This window comes from Pseudodesulfovibrio hydrargyri, from assembly GCF_001874525.1.
Taxonomy (GTDB): domain Bacteria; phylum Desulfobacterota; class Desulfovibrionia; order Desulfovibrionales; family Desulfovibrionaceae; genus Pseudodesulfovibrio; species Pseudodesulfovibrio hydrargyri.
The window spans coordinates 520130-534639 of sequence record NZ_LKAQ01000001.1; the positions used below are offsets into that span (position 1 = coordinate 520130).

The 14510-nt window shown below is 60.2% G+C and carries 15 protein-coding genes and 1 tRNA gene; 2 read left to right on the top strand and 14 right to left on the bottom strand.

Translation table 11 applies throughout. The annotated features are described in order from the left end of the window. Positions 1 to 109: 109 nt before the first annotated feature. The 5 genes from rfbG to modA all read right to left on the bottom strand — a co-directional run bounded on the left by rfbG (position 110) and on the right by modA (position 4167). Entirely contained in the window at positions 110 to 1204 is a 1095-nt protein-coding gene (rfbG, locus tag BerOc1_RS02475; protein WP_071544131.1) for a CDP-glucose 4,6-dehydratase, read from the bottom strand. Positions 1205 to 1517: 313 nt separating this feature from the next. After that, positions 1518 to 1727 (bottom strand): TOBE domain-containing protein, encoded by a 210-nt coding sequence (locus BerOc1_RS02480; RefSeq protein ID WP_071544132.1) that lies wholly within the window; start codon positions 1725 to 1727, stop codon positions 1518 to 1520. 293 nt (positions 1728 to 2020) lie between these two features. Continuing rightward, positions 2021 to 2773 carry an ATP-binding cassette domain-containing protein gene (locus BerOc1_RS02485; protein WP_071544133.1) on the bottom strand — a complete coding sequence of 251 codons (753 nt, stop codon included), beginning with the start codon at positions 2771 to 2773 and terminating at the stop codon, positions 2021 to 2023. Next, on the bottom strand, positions 2773 to 3429 hold the full coding sequence (modB, locus tag BerOc1_RS02490; RefSeq protein ID WP_071544134.1) for a molybdate ABC transporter permease subunit: 657 nt from the start codon (positions 3427 to 3429) through the stop codon (positions 2773 to 2775). The genes BerOc1_RS02485 and modB overlap by 1 nt, the downstream gene beginning before the upstream one ends. A gap of 3 nt (positions 3430 to 3432) precedes the next feature. Next, positions 3433 to 4167, bottom strand: coding sequence for a molybdate ABC transporter substrate-binding protein (modA, locus tag BerOc1_RS02495; protein ID WP_071544135.1), 735 nt, complete (start codon positions 4165 to 4167; stop codon positions 3433 to 3435). Between the two features lie 228 nt (positions 4168 to 4395). Here modA and BerOc1_RS02500 point away from each other — a divergent pair. Together BerOc1_RS02500 and BerOc1_RS02505 are read left to right on the top strand one after the other, a co-directional pair. Then, positions 4396 to 4482, top strand: a tRNA-Leu gene (locus tag BerOc1_RS02500). A 153-nt stretch (positions 4483 to 4635) separates the two neighbouring features. Next, on the top strand, positions 4636 to 6321 hold the full coding sequence (locus BerOc1_RS02505; RefSeq protein WP_071544136.1) for a site-specific integrase: 1686 nt from the start codon (positions 4636 to 4638) through the stop codon (positions 6319 to 6321). A gap of 153 nt (positions 6322 to 6474) precedes the next feature. Here BerOc1_RS02505 and BerOc1_RS02510 read toward each other — a convergent pair whose 3' ends face one another. From BerOc1_RS02510 to BerOc1_RS02550, 9 genes are all read right to left on the bottom strand, one after another. Continuing rightward, positions 6475 to 7431 (bottom strand): integrase domain-containing protein, encoded by a 957-nt coding sequence (locus BerOc1_RS02510; protein WP_071544137.1) that lies wholly within the window; start codon positions 7429 to 7431, stop codon positions 6475 to 6477. A 729-nt stretch (positions 7432 to 8160) separates the two neighbouring features. Then, positions 8161 to 8811, bottom strand: coding sequence for a cold-shock protein (locus tag BerOc1_RS02515; protein ID WP_071544138.1), 651 nt, complete (start codon positions 8809 to 8811; stop codon positions 8161 to 8163). 36 nt (positions 8812 to 8847) lie between these two features. Further along, positions 8848 to 9501, bottom strand: coding sequence for a hypothetical protein (locus tag BerOc1_RS02520; protein WP_071544139.1), 654 nt, complete (start codon positions 9499 to 9501; stop codon positions 8848 to 8850). An 81-nt stretch (positions 9502 to 9582) separates the two neighbouring features. Continuing rightward, on the bottom strand, positions 9583 to 10128 hold the full coding sequence (locus BerOc1_RS02525; protein WP_071544140.1) for a hypothetical protein: 546 nt from the start codon (positions 10126 to 10128) through the stop codon (positions 9583 to 9585). A gap of 107 nt (positions 10129 to 10235) precedes the next feature. Further along, complete coding sequence (locus BerOc1_RS02530; protein ID WP_071544141.1) at positions 10236 to 10661, bottom strand: hypothetical protein; 426 nt, start codon at positions 10659 to 10661, stop codon at positions 10236 to 10238. A gap of 25 nt (positions 10662 to 10686) precedes the next feature. Beyond that, complete coding sequence (locus BerOc1_RS02535; RefSeq protein WP_071544142.1) at positions 10687 to 11265, bottom strand: hypothetical protein; 579 nt, start codon at positions 11263 to 11265, stop codon at positions 10687 to 10689. Between the two features lie 124 nt (positions 11266 to 11389). After that, complete coding sequence (locus tag BerOc1_RS02540) at positions 11390 to 12697, bottom strand: hypothetical protein (RefSeq protein WP_129586469.1); 1308 nt, start codon at positions 12695 to 12697, stop codon at positions 11390 to 11392. A gap of 50 nt (positions 12698 to 12747) precedes the next feature. Continuing rightward, complete coding sequence (locus BerOc1_RS02545) at positions 12748 to 13197, bottom strand: hypothetical protein (RefSeq protein WP_071544144.1); 450 nt, start codon at positions 13195 to 13197, stop codon at positions 12748 to 12750. Between the two features lie 14 nt (positions 13198 to 13211). Beyond that, the gene (locus tag BerOc1_RS02550; protein ID WP_071544145.1) at positions 13212 to 14456 is read right to left on the bottom strand and encodes a hypothetical protein; all 1245 of its coding nucleotides are present in this window, start codon (positions 14454 to 14456) and stop codon (positions 13212 to 13214) included. Positions 14457 to 14510: the final 54 nt, after the last annotated feature.

Consider the following 14510-nt stretch of genomic DNA (forward strand, 5'->3'; position numbering starts at 1 on the left):
CTTCCGAGTCTTCTCTTCGGCACCAGAATGAAAAAGGGCCGCATCCTCAAGGATGCGGCCCTTTTTCATTGTTATATGGCTTTCCGGCAGGGAGCTCCCCGCGCCCGGATCAGAGCGCCCAGGGCATGCCCCTGCGGGCGGCCAGGGCGGTGTATTCGTCGATCTGGCTCAGGCAGACCTCTCCGGCGTCGAACTCCCGGCCGAGAAACGGGCCGTAGCCGCGCATGGTCATGTCCACGGTCCTCTCAAGGTCGAGGACCGCCTTCCATTGCAGCTCCACGGCGGCCTTGTCGCTGCACAGCTTGAGCATGGCCGCTTCCAGCCACCCCTCCCCTTCCCCGGTCACGGCCTTCCAGCCGCCCATGCCGCTCAGGCAGTGAATGGTCTCCACCAGAGTTTCGACCGAGCAGGTGTTGTCCGAGGGCGCGAAGTTCCAGGCCCCGCCGAAGCGCGCCGGATCACCGGCCAGCTTGACGGCCAGCCAGAGGTAGCCGCTCAGGGGCTCGAGCACGTGCTGCCACTGGCGCACGACGTTGGGCCTGTGGACTTCGAGAATCCTGCCCTCGCGCACGGCCCGGACGTAATCCGGAACCAGCCGCCAGGGGCTGAAGTCACCGCCGCCGATAAGGTTGCCCGACCGGACCGTGGCCAGCCCCACGCGCCCCTCGGGCCTGAAGAAGGACCGGTTCCAGGAGGCGCAGACCATCTCCATGGCTCCCTTGGAGGCGCTGTACGGATCATGGCCGCCCAGCGGGTCGTTCTCGCGGTAGCCCCAGGGCTGCTTGAGGTTGTCGTAGCACTTGTTGGTGGAGGCGCAGACCACGGCGCGCACGGAATCGGTCCGGCGTACCGCCTCGAGGACGTTGGCCGAGCCCATGACATTGGTCTGCAGGGTCTCCAGGGGATGCTCCAGGGACTCGGGAATGAGCGCCTGGGCCGCAAGGTGGAAGACCACCTCGGGGCGGCTCTCGGCCATGGCCCGGTCCAGGGCCTCGGCGTCGAGGATGCCCCCGGAGACGTGACGGATGCGGTCCGCCAGGTCGGCGGCCTCGAACAGATTGGGCTCGGACGTCGGGGCCAGGGAATACCCGGAGACCTCCGCGCCCAGTGAATGGAGCCACAGGGCGAGCCATGCGCCCTTGAAACCGGTATGGCCGGTCAGGAACACCTTCCGGCCCCTATAGAAATCGGAAAACGGAATCATGATGGTATAGCTGGGCTTTGGCCCGAAGCCCGGAGGGGGTTGAAGTCGTCATGTCGACAGGAGGAGTCGTCGCGGGCACCGGCGGCCGGTTCTCCCGGCCGCTCGACGGCTCCGGCGGCGGGCCCGTTCACGAGTCCGTCCGCATGGCGGGTATGCTCCCAAACACGCGCGGCGTCAATGATACATCGACGGCCCGGGCCGGACCATCGGGCCTTGCGAAACAGATATCCAGAAATCCCGGCATGCTGAGCGGCACGCAAAAAAAGGGCACCCCCACGAGGATGCCCCTGGCGTTCGGGACCGGACGCGGGGATCAGTCCTTGACGACCATCACGCTGGTCGCCTTGACCATGGCCTCGACCTCGTCGCCGACCTTGATGTCCATACGTTCCAACGAATTCTTGGTGATCACGGAAACGATCTCCACCGCCGGGGCGATCTCGATGACCACCTCGGCGTTGACCATGCCCACGGTCACGTCCTTGACCTTGCCGGGAATGAGGTTTCTTGCACTCAGCTTCATCACGAGCCTCCTTCTAGTTCAGGTTGATGGGGTGTCCGAAAGAATGACGGAGACGGATGCTCTGCGCGCACTCGCAAGGCGGCCGGATAGGCCGTTCAACCACGTGGTGCGGCTGGTCTATCCATTGGTGGAAGGAAGGTTCGCCACCGACCGCATGACGCGCATCGCCAGCCGGATGCGGGCTCGTGGGGGATGCGTATGCGATGAAAACCGTGGGAAATCCTCGGAATCACTCTGCTCGCGGGCTGAACGCACCCGGCATGTCACCGAACGCGCCGTCACGGCCCGCTCGATCATCCGCAGCCGAGAAGCGCTCGCTCCGCGGGCCTCGATTCCTCGGCGCGGGCCACGGCCGCCTCCCCGCTCCGGGCCAGGCCGGACACCGCCAGACGGTGCTGAATGGCCTGCTGCTCCTTGAGCCAGTGGGGGGCGATCCTGCCGCTCTCCACGGCCAGGATGTGGTCGCCCAGGTACAGGGCCTCGTCCAGGTCGTGAGTAATGTGCAGGATGGGGATGTTCAGCTCGCTCTTCAATTCCTTGAGGCAACTGCGCAGGTTGCGCCGGTTGGCCACGTCCAGGGCCGAGAACGGTTCGTCCAGGAGCAGCAGCACCGGGTCGCGAGCCAGCGCCTGGCAAAAGGCCGCCCGCTGGCGCTCGCCGCCGGAGATGCCCGCCGGCCTGCTTGCCTCCAGATGGCGGATGCCGAACATGGTCATGAGCTCGTCCACCCGATTGTCGTCGGACGCGGCAAAAGCCACGTTCTTGCGGATGGTCAGATGCGGGAACAACGTGTAGTCTTGGAAGACCAACCCCAATCCGCGCTTGCGCGCGGGCACGAAGATGCGTTTTTCGGGATCGGCCCAGACCGTATCCCCGAAGGTTATTCTCCCCCCGTCGGGACGTTCCAGCCCGGCCAGCAGCCGGACCAGGGTGGTCTTGCCCGCGCCCGAGGGGCCGATCACCGCCGTAATCTCGCCGGGCGCGCAGGAAAAGGAAAGGTCGAGGTCGAAGTGTTTCAGCCGTTTGGTCATTTCGACGTTGAGCATCAGGCGCGCCTCGCATTGATCTTGTTGATTATCAGAAGCACCGCGAAGCAGACGGGGATCAAGGCCGCCGACATGCGGAAGGCATCGTCGAAGCGCAGGGCCTCGACCGCCTCGAAAATGGCCACCGAGGCCACCTGGGTCTGCCCGGGGATGCTGCCTCCGACCATGAGGATGACGCCGAATTCGCCGAGGCTGTGCGCGAAGACCAGGATGGACGCGGCGGCCAGGCCGCCCAGGCAGTTGGGCAAAACGATGCGGAAAAAGGTGGACAGGGGGGACAGGCCCAGGACCGCCGCGCTCTCGAGCAGCCTCGGGTCCAGCTTTTCCAGGGAGGCCCGCAGGGGCTGGACCGCGAATGGCAGGTTGAAGACCATGGATGCGATCAGGATGCCCGAAAAGCTGAAGACCAGCCGGTTGCCGGTGACGTCCTCCCACAGCCCGCCCATGTAGCCGCGCGGCCCCATGACCACAAGCAGGGCGAAGCCCAGGACCGTGGGGGGCATGACCATGGGCAGAGTGACCACGGCATCGAGGAGGCTCTTCCCCTTGAACCTCCCGAAGGCCAGCAAGCTGGCCATCGGGGAGGCCAAGATAGGGATGAGCAACATGGTCCAAATGGCCAGTTTGGCCGAGAGGATCAGTGGTGTCCAATCCATGAGCTATTTGTATCCGTACTTGAGCTTCATTGCCTGCACCTCGGGGGAGGCCAGGAATTTGACGAACTTGGCGGCCGCGTCGGCATGGGGAGCTGACTTCAGCACGCAGGCGGCCTGAACGACCGGCGGAGCCTCGTCGACCACGGTGAAGCAGCCCTTCTGGCCCACCTCGGTGAACACGGAGGAGTAGGCGCAGAAGCCCGCGTCCGCCGAACCGGTGGAGGCGAACTGGAAGGCCTGGGAGATGGACTGGCCGAAGACCAGCTTGGGCTGGACCTTTTCCCAGATACCCACGGCCTGCATGGCCTTCATGGACGAGGTGCCGTAGGGCGCGGTCTCGGTGTTGGCGATGGACACGCGCTTCACGGCGTCGTTGACCACGGTGGCCTTCCAGTCGTCGCCGCAGAAATTCTTGTCGTTGGACCACAGGACCACCTGGCCCTTGGCGTAGACGAAGGGCTTCTCGGCCAGGCCGTCGGCAAACAGCTTGTTCGGGCGCTTCTCGTCGGCGGCCAGGAAGATGTCGAACGGCGCGTCGTTGACGATCTGGCCGTACAGCTTGCCGGTGGAGGCGTAGGTGGCCTGGGCCTTCAGGCCGGTGGCCTTTTCAAAGGCCGGGATGATCTCCTTCATCACCGGGGTGAAATTGGCCGCCTGGGCGATGAACAGGTCCGCGGCGAACGCCCCCGAAGGAACGAGAAGACAAAGTGCAAGTATCAGTGAACAAATGCGTTTCATGTCGACTCCTGAGGTATGTTTTTGGTTGGAAACGGATAGAGGACGCGCCCCGTTCATATGAACATCCGCACACTTCGGACAAGTACGTCACGCAAACTCCAAAAAGCGTGACAGTTCGCCGACGGCACTTTCCGGTGCCCCGTCTCCCCGGTCCGCCGGGAATGAAAAAGTTTGAAATAGTGCTTGCCAACCACCCGGTTCTCTTATAGACAGTCTCTTCCTGACCGTGCCGAAGTGGTGGAATTGGTAGACACGCATGGTTCAGGACCATGTGGTCTTACGACCGTGGAAGTTCGAGTCTTCTCTTCGGCACCAGAATGAAACAAGGGTTGTGGCTAACTAGCTACAACCCTTTTTCTTTTTGATTCGGCAACTTACATGATTTTCTCCTTTTCGGCGTGATTTGACCCCGCGGGGTCAAAATGGTGGGTCAAAGTACCCGGAATCGTCTACCGCCGGAGACGTCACATGCCGCAAATCGCACGTTGCCCGAACCATCTTTACCGGAAGGGCTCAATCTATTACTTTCGCCACGTCATCCCGCACGACCTGCGGGACTCGTTGGGCCGCTCCGAAGTCAGGATGTCTCTCCAGACAGGCTACCTGGCCGAGGCAAGGCCCAAGGCCCGAATATTGGCCTCGGGCGTAAAACGAATACTGACCAAGATGAGGAACGGTGAACTCCCCATGGATGATTTCGACCAGATAAAAGTCTTCATGAACGACTGGCTCAAGCGTTTCCTGAAAGAAAATGAACACATTGCCATCAAAAAGCTCACACCGCCCAGCCCCCACACGCAATACGTGCCGGGAAATACCGAAAGGATTATCGAAACACTCAAGGCCCTGATGGTGTCCAAAGACTACGCCACCATGCGGAAATACACGATCATGGCGGCTGAAGACGGGGCTTTCGGCCCACCTGACTCGCTCCCCCTGTCCGATGAGTTCGCACACGAATTCATCAAAACCCTTATCGCCTACTATCGCATCATCAGCCACCGGGCCGAAGGCGATTACACCTTTGAAAAATCCATTCTGCCGCCCGAATCAGTCGCTCCGCAGCCGACACAGGAACCCAAGCCCCAAATCCTACTTTCCGAAGCCCTGGAACGCTACAAGGCGGACAGGATCGCCGCCAAGCGCTGGAGCGAGGGCAGTGCCAAGGACATCATGTCCACGCTAAACAGCCTGACCGACATCCTTGGCGACATTCCGGTGGATGAAGTGGACCGACAGGCAGTGCGCCATGTTCGGGATACCCTGCTCCAGCTCCCCCGATTTCGGAACAGCAAACGATTCAAGGGCAAGACCATCCAAGAAATGGTCGCCCTTGAACCAGACAATACCGTTGCCGTCAGCACCGTGAATAACAACCTGACCAACATCTCATCATTTTTGACGTGGTGCGAGGATGAGCAGCTTATTCCCACCAACCCCGCTCACCGTCTGAAAATCAAAGAAGAAAAGCCGGAAACGGAACACCGATCCCCGTACACGACCAAAGACTTGGAAAACATCTTCAACGCTCCTCAATATGTTGACGACACATTCCTGCACCCGTCCGACTTCTGGTGCCCTATTCTTTCCCTTTTCACGGGTGCACGGCGTGAGGAGGTATGCCAACTCCACGTTGAAGATGTCCGACAGGAGGAAGGGGTGTGGGTCTTGGATGTCAACAAGGAAAAGAATGTTCATGGGTTCGCCAACAAGAAGCTGAAAAACCCAAGCGCCAAGCGGCTCCTCCCGCTTCATCCTTTCCTCGTTGAAACACTGCGCTTCCCGGAATTTGCCCAACAACAGGCCCAAAAGGGACACCTGCGTATCTTTCCCGAACTCGTCAAGATCAACACGAACTACGGACACAAACTCGGCGAAAGGTTCAGTGAATTCAGAAAAATCATCGAACTTGAGGAAGCAGAAGGGGTCAAGGATTTTCACAGCTTGCGGCACACGTTCTCCAACTTCTTCAAGCAGAAGAAGCTGCAGGACGACCCGTTCGAACAGACCTTTGGCCACAAGCTCAAGAAGATGTCCGCCGAAAGATATGGGGGGCGTTTCCCGGCCTCCATGTGCTTCGAGGAGGTCATAGCCCACCTCGACTACGGGGTAGACCTGTCTCATCTGGCAAAATCGAAATACGTTCCCAAGTAGTGGCCCTCATTTGGTGATAGTCCTTCCCTTCCGTCGGCCTCAAGCCGACGGGAGGAAAGGACGGTTCCATGGGTGAGATAAATCGCCTAGGCGATTTATCTCACCCATGGAACCTCACGCCCAAAAGGAAAACCCCGCCGAAGCGGGGTCTTGTCACTGACTGCTGCCAAGGTAGGCATCGGACACGTCACGCCGCCCGGCGGAATGTCCTGCGGTCACTTCGATTTCGTCACGGGCTTCGGCATCGAGTCGGGGCCATTCTTCCCCTGCCGCGTTGTGGGCGGCTTGCTGGAAGGCTGCCACGGATTCATGCTGATTCGGTGGCTGGAAACCCGTATGGGCAACGTACAGGGTGTGGAATCGTTCATGACGATTGCTATGCAGGGTCCACCCGCTTTCCTTTTTGGTGAAACCGCACAACCTGGCCGCGTAGGACAACTTTTCTTGCCACTTGTCCCCCATACCTTCAGGCATCAGGTTGTGGATCCCCGGCCGGTCCGACAGGCTGACAAACGGCAATGCGCTCTGCAGAGCAGCCTGCTGCCTGTCTGACAAGTTGAACAACGTCCGTGGCCTTCCCCCCTTCGTCCCATACTGGACATGAAGGGTGCGCCCTTGGCGATCCCAATCGCTGACCAGATCGACCTTCGCCGATTCTTCCCGGCGCAGCCCCAGTTCCCATTGCAGACGAATCTGAGCGGCGCACCGGGGGCCGTATTCATAACCACGCTCGTTTTCCAGCTTGTCGATTGCCCCCTGCACGAAACCGGGGGCAACCGCCTTGCTGTCGGCGTTGGCAATGGTCCCGCGCTTCACGCCGAACACGTCATTGGTCGGGCTGATGCCGGTATTCCCATAGGCTTTACAAAGGTCACGGGCCGCCGAAAAGATTTCGGCGATGCGCCCGTCACTCTTGCCTTCTTCCTGCATTTGCCGGGCAACCGCCGCAAAATGCTTGTTCGTGATGTTGGTCCATTTCCGAACCCCGAACCCCGCACGGCGAAGCCGCTTGGCAAAGGCTCGGGCATTCTGACGGACCCTATGTTGCTTCGAGCGCGGGCCGGACAAGGTTGCCCTGTTCGCGCCCAGGACCAGACTGATGGATTTCATATGGATCTCCTTCCTGAAGTTCGGGGCAGTGCCCCTGGACAAAGCAGGTCGGACCTTCCCCGTTTGTCGGGAAATGACCTGCCCATGGCGCGAACGCGCCACACAACAACCGACACGGGACAAATCAATGTCCGTTTCCCACAGAAGGAAAAATCCTGAGAATCCATTTAATAAGGGGTGCCACCACGCAGACTCATTCGTCCTGCGCAAAAAGCGGTGGCCATGGGGGAATTTCGACAACGGCAGATTTCTAGATACCTGTCGTTTGTCCGGCGGGGGTGCTGTGTTCCAGCCTGGCGTTTGGATGTGAAAGCGTGCCGTTTGGAAATGAACGGCAGCGAAGTGTTAGGTGTTACGGCACGTTAGTGCCTACTTAAGCGTTCATCAGTTTAGACTTCGTCAAAACTTATGAACGCGCCTGATCGCCTTTTACCTCCTTCTGGTTACTCAACCTATCTGGTTATGCCCTGTCGTATCATCCTGGAGAATCGCCGCGCAAGGTTCGGCGGCAGGGTTTCTAGCCCTCCCGCCGTTTTCCCTGCGAGCGTGACGCAAGCAGCCGTCAAGGCAAGGCCAAGCCCTTCGGGCGGACGCTTCGCGGTCCGGCCTGGCCCCGACGACTTTGCTTGCGTCGTCATCCGCGCAGGCGATGGCGAGAGGGATGGCGGTTTCGACTCCGGCTCAAGGGATGAAGGCAGCTGAGATCATCTTAAAGGACAATTGGAAAGTCTACCTGAGTTGAAAAATGAGAATAACAGCCAGGATGACAGCCGCTCCTACCATGAGAGCCAGCGATTTCATCCTCTGCTTGCGTCTTTCCTCTTCGAGGTATTCTCGATAATTGGCATCCACTTTTTCCAGGAGTTCCTTCACTTCCTGATTTTTCTGATCGGCCTGCTTCCGGTTACGGGTAAACCGTTTTTGTGACATGACGACGCATTCGCCTGTGAAATTGTGGTACGAATACCGGTAATTCCCTCTTGAACGCGTCTCTTTCGAGTAGACGATGTTCAATACGGCGTTGCACCCGAACCGATTGGCCATGTACGCCAGTTCGCGTTTCGCCAGGTCCAGGTCCTTGTCGCCGACCGCGACCATCGCGGAGAACAGGACATCCGTGCCGTTGGGCTTCCCCTTCCGGCTGGTTCTGAATCCGTCAAAAATTTCCTGGTATTCGATTTGCCCGCCGATCAACTCGACATTCTTGGCGCGGTATCCTTTCGGAGTGGCCGTCTCCTCGAAGGCGACGAAGAGATTCTCTTCGATCCTGGCTGTTGCGGGTTTGAAGTCCTGCATGTGGAAAAAATAGGATTTGCCGTCGTCACCCTCAATGAATCCGTAGGCCTTGCTGGGGAGAAAAGTCTTGATGCGGCCTTCCATGGGCTGTTCCTTTCGATGTGACGGTTTTCAAGCGGGTCAATTCGATGCGGCGTGGAATTGTTCCAGCTCATAGGCATTGGTTTCTTCAACTGCGTTTTCGATTTTCTCGCCCGCCCGAAATGCGTCCAGGTAGCCGGCGATCTTGTCCGCGCCCTCGCGGGCGATGTGTTCCCGGCTTTTCTCGTTGTCGAGCGTGTAGAGCGGGATCTCGTCCTCGATGCGCCAGACGGTTCCTTCGGGATCGAGAACATGGAGGCGCATGTGGATGAGGTAGTTCGGTGTGCCCGCGTTCACGGCCTGCTTGCCCACCTCCTTGGCCGACCAGCCGAGGAAGTAGCAGGCGTTGATCAGGACGGAAATCGGGTCCATGGGAACGGGAATCGGCGCGCTGCCGAGATCGCTGTGGTCCAGTTGCTGTACGGTTCCATATGTCAGGAGGAGGCGCATGGGCCACTTTGCCGATTGCCGGCTGTCCGTCGCCGTCCATCCATCGTCCGACAGCTCCTTGTCGACCCTTTGGGCCAGGTGCTCCTTGGCGTTGAATGCCGAGTTGTCGGTGATTTCGAGATGGTACGTCTCCAGCTTTTCGATGACCGGCGACGGCGTGCCCGATCCCGTCTTGCACCCGGCCAGAGAGAGCGCGGCCAATGCGATGAGCGTCAGAAGGAGGGTCGGGGTGCGATAGGTCATTGTTGCGGCTCCACTTTTTTGTCTTTGAGAGGCTGCCACTCTGAATATAATGCGGCCCAGCCTCTGTCAAACCCTGTATAATCAGGCTGCTATGCTTTGGGCGCCGCTCGTCTTGCCGAGGTTGGAAAACAGGGCCGTCATCTTGCCCCCGGAGTCAAGAAAGCAGGAAAGGGTTACCTCGCGGGACATGCCGAAACTGAACGGATTGCCGATCAGTTCGATGTGGGAGTTCTCCAATTCATAGTGGCACGCGAGGTCATACCCGACGCGATGGCATCTCGCGGTCCGGACATCCCGGTCCAGCCAGGATTTCAGTTTGCCGAAGGTGTTGCCGTCGGCGTCCCAGGTGATGCTGATGCCGGTCAGGCGGCGGGTGGGGTTGAAACGCAGCGAGAGCTTCCTGATTCCGGCATTGGCATGCATCGGGTTGCCGAGCGTGAGGGTCATGCCGGAGTCGTCGCCGCTTTCTTCCATGTCGCCCCCGAGCAGGGCGAGCGCGCGGCGGGCGGAGCCATACGGAATCACCGTCCGGTCGGCGGCGACGTCGTCCGTGGTGTTGCAATTGAGCGGTCCGAAAGCGATCTTGAGCAACAGGCCCCATATTCTGTCGGTGAGATGCCGGTTCATGTCGTTCTCCTGTGAATGCGGTTAGGGTTTCTGCATTCACAGTCGGGCGGGGCGGAAAAAGGTGACAAAAAAAGGGACCGCCAGCAGGCGGCCCCTTGGTAGGAAGGTCAGTTCTGCTTTATCTGTGGATGGTTATGGAGTAACGCCGCGATGATGGTTGCCACGTAACTGGCGAATGCGATGCCCCCGCCCAGGCCAGGAAGCACGGGGTCGTCAAACGGGCCAAGTGCCTTTCGCGCCAGCCCGCCGAAAACGCCTCCGGTCATGAATTCGAGCTGTTGCATGGCCGACCATACGGCCAATGCCGTAACGGCCGCGCCCGTCAACCCCAGCCCCACGGAAAAGCTCCGGAACGGCAGCCTGTCCGTGAAGCAGGACAGCCCGATAACGCCGAAGGGGAGCAAGTAGAGGAGGTTTGCCGCGCCGCCTAGATGCTCGACGCCCACCGTGAACATCCCCCTGGACGCCATTGGAAAGAAGGCGGCGACAAACGCGGCGAAGCCGAGGACAATGGTGATCTTGTTGATGCGCATGATGTTCTCCTTTCTCCCGTCCGTGCTAGAGGTCGCCCGCGGCCTTGGCGGCGTTGGCGTTCCGGATCTTGGCCTCGATCTTTTTCTTCATGGCCTCCACCTCGCCAGCCGAAGGCGTGTGCGTATATGTCAGCGATGTCTTCTGGTCGCGTCCGAAACCGAAGGTGTTCCGGCCAAGGATGATGGCGACCTTCCCGTCCCGATACTCGTATTCCTGGTTGAACCCGAATCCGTGTGGCGACGCATGGCCGTACTTGACTTCCAAAGCGTCCTTGATGGTCCGGAAGCTTTGCCCTTCGTCGAACCAGGACACATATATCTGGTGGAGTTTGCCCGAGGGAGTAAATTGCAGCCATGCCTCGTCGAGGGCGCCGTACTTCTCGAACGGGCCATAGGCATCGACCCGGATCACGGGCAGGTCCCCGTAACCCTTGTATCCGAACTGGTCGTTGCAGCGCCCGCCGCTCTTGCGGACGATCTCGGGCACTGATTTGTAGGTGGTGTCGCCGGGCGTCAGACCGAAATAGGTTCCGGCCTGGGCAGAGGCGACGAGAAGCAGGGAAAGGAAGGCTGTCAGGAAAAGGCGGGATTTGATCTTGGACATGAAACGACTCCTTGTCTGTGGTTGGTTGGCCTTGCGGCTTCAGACAAGGAGTCGGATTTTGACGGAAAAGGTGACGACGAATTAGCGGCCGGACAAAAATCCCAGCCCGATTCACTCTACAGCGTCAGCGGGTAACGCCATAGTGAGACAGGAAGAGTTCGATTTCATCCCCCGTGGTCGCCTTATTGCTCACCAAGTCGTAGCCGACCAACTTGCCGTCGACGTCTCTGAAGAGGACGCAGGCGTCCCCGGACCGGAAGGCATAGGCGTCGTTCGCGTCGTGCAGCGCCACCTTGCCGCTGTTACCTTTGGTGAACATGCGGAACATATTCATGCCCCCGCCCATGATTTCGAATATTGGGGTTGCCTGCTTGCTCGCAACGTCGATCTTGCTGACGCACTGCGCCGAAAAGAGCTCGCCTCCGGTCTGCGCAATGACGAACGGCTTGTCGTCGATCGAAAACAGGGCCGTCCTGTTGCATATTTCCTGGACGACTCGCTCCTGAGATTTGCTGTACGAGCCGACGTCCTTGGTCATGACCGGCTGCCCTGTCCGGGAGTCGATGAGCTGTATGTACCAATCCATGGTGCCGGTCCAATAGGACAAATATTTCTCGTAGTACGAGACGATCAGCCCGGTTCGGGTGGATTCGCTGTAGTTGGGCATGTTGAAGGCGGCGTATGCCCCCGAGGCCCATCCATAGGTGCCTTTCACGTTGACGTACTTCTTGCCGACGATCCGCATGCTCCCGTCCGCGCCCTGGATGGCGCAGGTCACCTTGGTCTCCGTCAGCCCCTTGTCGCCCAGGAGTTCATAGTACCAGCCGCCGTCCGGCAGCGGGGCGGCGTGCAGGACTCCTTGGGGGCCGCTGACCAGATTGCCCTGGACGTCGTATCCGAGATATTCGTATGTTCCGCCCCCGGCCGGGCGTCTGGCGAAGATGCCGTTTTTCGCAACCACGGCGCTATAGGCGTTGTCTATCCTGCCGATCTGCCGCGTCGAGCCGTCGCCCTTCACGAAGTAGAAGACGATGACCGCCGACTGCGAGTTCTGGCCTATCGACTTGGCCGGTTGCTTGACCGCGACGAGGTATCCGTCCTCGGCGAACAGGAAACCGACAACGTTGCTGTAGCCGCCATCCACGACCACCCGCCTGCCGTCGATGAAGAGCGCGTTGGACTTGTCCCGGCGATACCTTGCCGGAATCCACAGCGTTTTGGGCTGAAGGAGCGGGCTGTTCGAAAAGGGAATGATCTGGTCCCCGGCGACGGCCTGGGGGAACCGGACAGCGGAGGTCTCCTTGACCGTGGCCGAATCCGATTTGGCGGCACTCGAATTGCCGCCGCCTCCGAGGCCGAACGAACCCAAGGTGTTGCAGGCGCAAAGTGAGCCGCAAAGGGCCACCACCAAAAGAGCAGTGCGAATTTTCACAGTTCCTCCCGAAAACGTTGTTTTTGCGTTGGATGGCGACGGACGCCGCGCTACATGGTTGCAGCCCTGAATATGCCGAGAAAAACGACCCAGAACGAAGCGACGACCATAAGCCACATCAGGTTGATGACGAGCGCCACCCAAGGGACCCACGCGTGCACGCCGCCCATGTGCTTGAGCGCGTAGCGCTTGTCCTCGACTTTGGCGATGGCCTTGAAATCCTCCTTCATCTTCCGGTAATAGAACCAGTTGCCGGAAATGCCCCCCGCGATGGCCCCGATGAGCCATGTCTGCGGGAAAAGGGTCAGGAAGAACTCGATGGCGGCCCACAGGTACATCTTTCGGTAAAGGAACCACCAGGCGGGCACGAAGAACGCGGGCCAGTGCCAGGTGGCGGAGAACCGTCCCCCCAGCCGTTCGAATTTGGTGAAGGGGCCAACGTATTTGTGGTTGTTCCTGACGACGTACAGTCCGAGTTTCTTTTCGAAGTTTTTATCCATCGCATCCGCCCCGGCTAGAATTGAAAGTGAATGATGGTCGCCTTCGCCGCACCGCCATCGGCCTCGTCCGCCAGCGCCTTCTCCAGGTCGGCGGGGGAAAGCGGCTCCCGGGACGCCACCAGCGCGACCCCTTCCTCTTCCGAGGGAGCGATCACGCGGATGCGCTTTCCCTCTTCCGGAAAAATATGTTCGCCCTTGCCGAGCCTGCCGGAGAAGAGCGGCTCGTGCGGTGCTCCCTTTTGTTCGTGGAACAGATAGACGTATGCGGCCTCCTCCAGCATGAACCGGATCTGGATTGCGTCGCCTTCCTCTAACGGCGCGTCGGCCGGTTTGCGGACCTCCGGCTCGGCCTCCTCTCCGCCACGGACCGTCAGGCCGTCCTGATAGACCAGCATCTCCATGGTCACGCCGATGGGCATCGGACGTCCGCCCTTGTCCACCTGCGTGGCGAAGAAGATGCCGGCCACGAGTACCAGCGCCACAGCGCCGGACACGGCGGGCATGCGCAGCCAGGAGACGATGCGGTCCATGATGCCGGGGGCTTTCCCGGCTGACCGGCGGGCGCGCTCCATGTGCTGCTGCCGGGCCAGTTCTCCCGCCGCCTTCATGACGGACGAGTGGAACCGGGCTTCGGCCTTGAGATGGTCCAGAAGCGCGGTGTCGGACTGGATCGCCGCCAGGACCGGGACGAGCGCTTCGACGTCGTCCCTGGTGGCCGTGCGGTCCCAGAGCTCGTCCCAGGCCTGAATGATGCGCTCCAGGCTGTCGCTGTCGAACTGCGCGCATTCGGTCAGCCACGGAAAGAGGAAATGATTCTCCTGCGGGATCTGGCCGAGTAGCTCCCTGCGCCATTCGTTCAGGGGGATCAGGCGGCCGAAAGGCAGGCCGTCGATGTCGTCGGACAGCGCGCAGACGTCTTTCATGGCGGCGTCCCGGGCCTGGTCCGTGACATCGATGAGGCGGTCGGCGGCTTCGCACGCGTAGTCGCCGAGGTTGAACGCCGCCAGCAGGGGAATGATGATTTCCGAATCCTCGCTGGCGAGGCCGAGGGTGAGGTCGCCGGCAAAGGCGTCCCCGGCCTGGGCCAGCATGCCTGCCAACGGCTCGAAATCCGCCGCCTCCGGCAGGGGCGGCTCATCGCCGGGGACGTTGAGCAGGCAGCCCCTGCCGAATTCCAGAAAACGGCGCAGCGCGGAAGAGAAGGCATGTTCCTTCATGAGGGCGACTTCCACTTTATGCATGTTCAAGGAGGCTGTCATTCATCTCTCCGTTTTCCGGTTTCAAGGCGGCGTTCAACCCAGGAGTCGGGCCGC

Bases quoted from the DNA above. Each gene is read 5' to 3' on its own strand.
- BerOc1_RS02550 (WP_071544145.1), bottom strand. From the start codon at position 14,456: ATGACAGCCTCCTTGAACATGCATAAAGTGGAAGTCGCCCTCATGAAG.
- BerOc1_RS02515 (WP_071544138.1), bottom strand. From the start codon at position 8,811: ATGGAAGGCCGCATCAAGACTTTTCTCCCCAGCAAGGCCTACGGATTC.
- BerOc1_RS02525 (WP_071544140.1), bottom strand. From the start codon at position 10,128: ATGAACCGGCATCTCACCGACAGAATATGGGGCCTGTTGCTCAAGATC.
- BerOc1_RS02480 (WP_071544132.1), bottom strand. From the start codon at position 1,727: ATGAAGCTGAGTGCAAGAAACCTCATTCCCGGCAAGGTCAAGGACGTG.
- BerOc1_RS02545 (WP_071544144.1), bottom strand. From the start codon at position 13,197: ATGGATAAAAACTTCGAAAAGAAACTCGGACTGTACGTCGTCAGGAAC.
- rfbG (WP_071544131.1), bottom strand. From the start codon at position 1,204: ATGATTCCGTTTTCCGATTTCTATAGGGGCCGGAAGGTGTTCCTGACC.
- BerOc1_RS02485 (WP_071544133.1), bottom strand. From the start codon at position 2,773: ATGCTCAACGTCGAAATGACCAAACGGCTGAAACACTTCGACCTCGAC.
- BerOc1_RS02510 (WP_071544137.1), bottom strand. From the start codon at position 7,431: ATGAAATCCATCAGTCTGGTCCTGGGCGCGAACAGGGCAACCTTGTCC.
- modA (WP_071544135.1), bottom strand. From the start codon at position 4,167: ATGAAACGCATTTGTTCACTGATACTTGCACTTTGTCTTCTCGTTCCT.
- BerOc1_RS02535 (WP_071544142.1), bottom strand. From the start codon at position 11,265: ATGTCCAAGATCAAATCCCGCCTTTTCCTGACAGCCTTCCTTTCCCTG.
- BerOc1_RS02520 (WP_071544139.1), bottom strand. From the start codon at position 9,501: ATGACCTATCGCACCCCGACCCTCCTTCTGACGCTCATCGCATTGGCC.
- modB (WP_071544134.1), bottom strand. From the start codon at position 3,429: ATGGATTGGACACCACTGATCCTCTCGGCCAAACTGGCCATTTGGACC.
- BerOc1_RS02530 (WP_071544141.1), bottom strand. From the start codon at position 10,661: ATGCGCATCAACAAGATCACCATTGTCCTCGGCTTCGCCGCGTTTGTC.
- BerOc1_RS02505 (WP_071544136.1), top strand. From the start codon at position 4,636: ATGCCGCAAATCGCACGTTGCCCGAACCATCTTTACCGGAAGGGCTCA.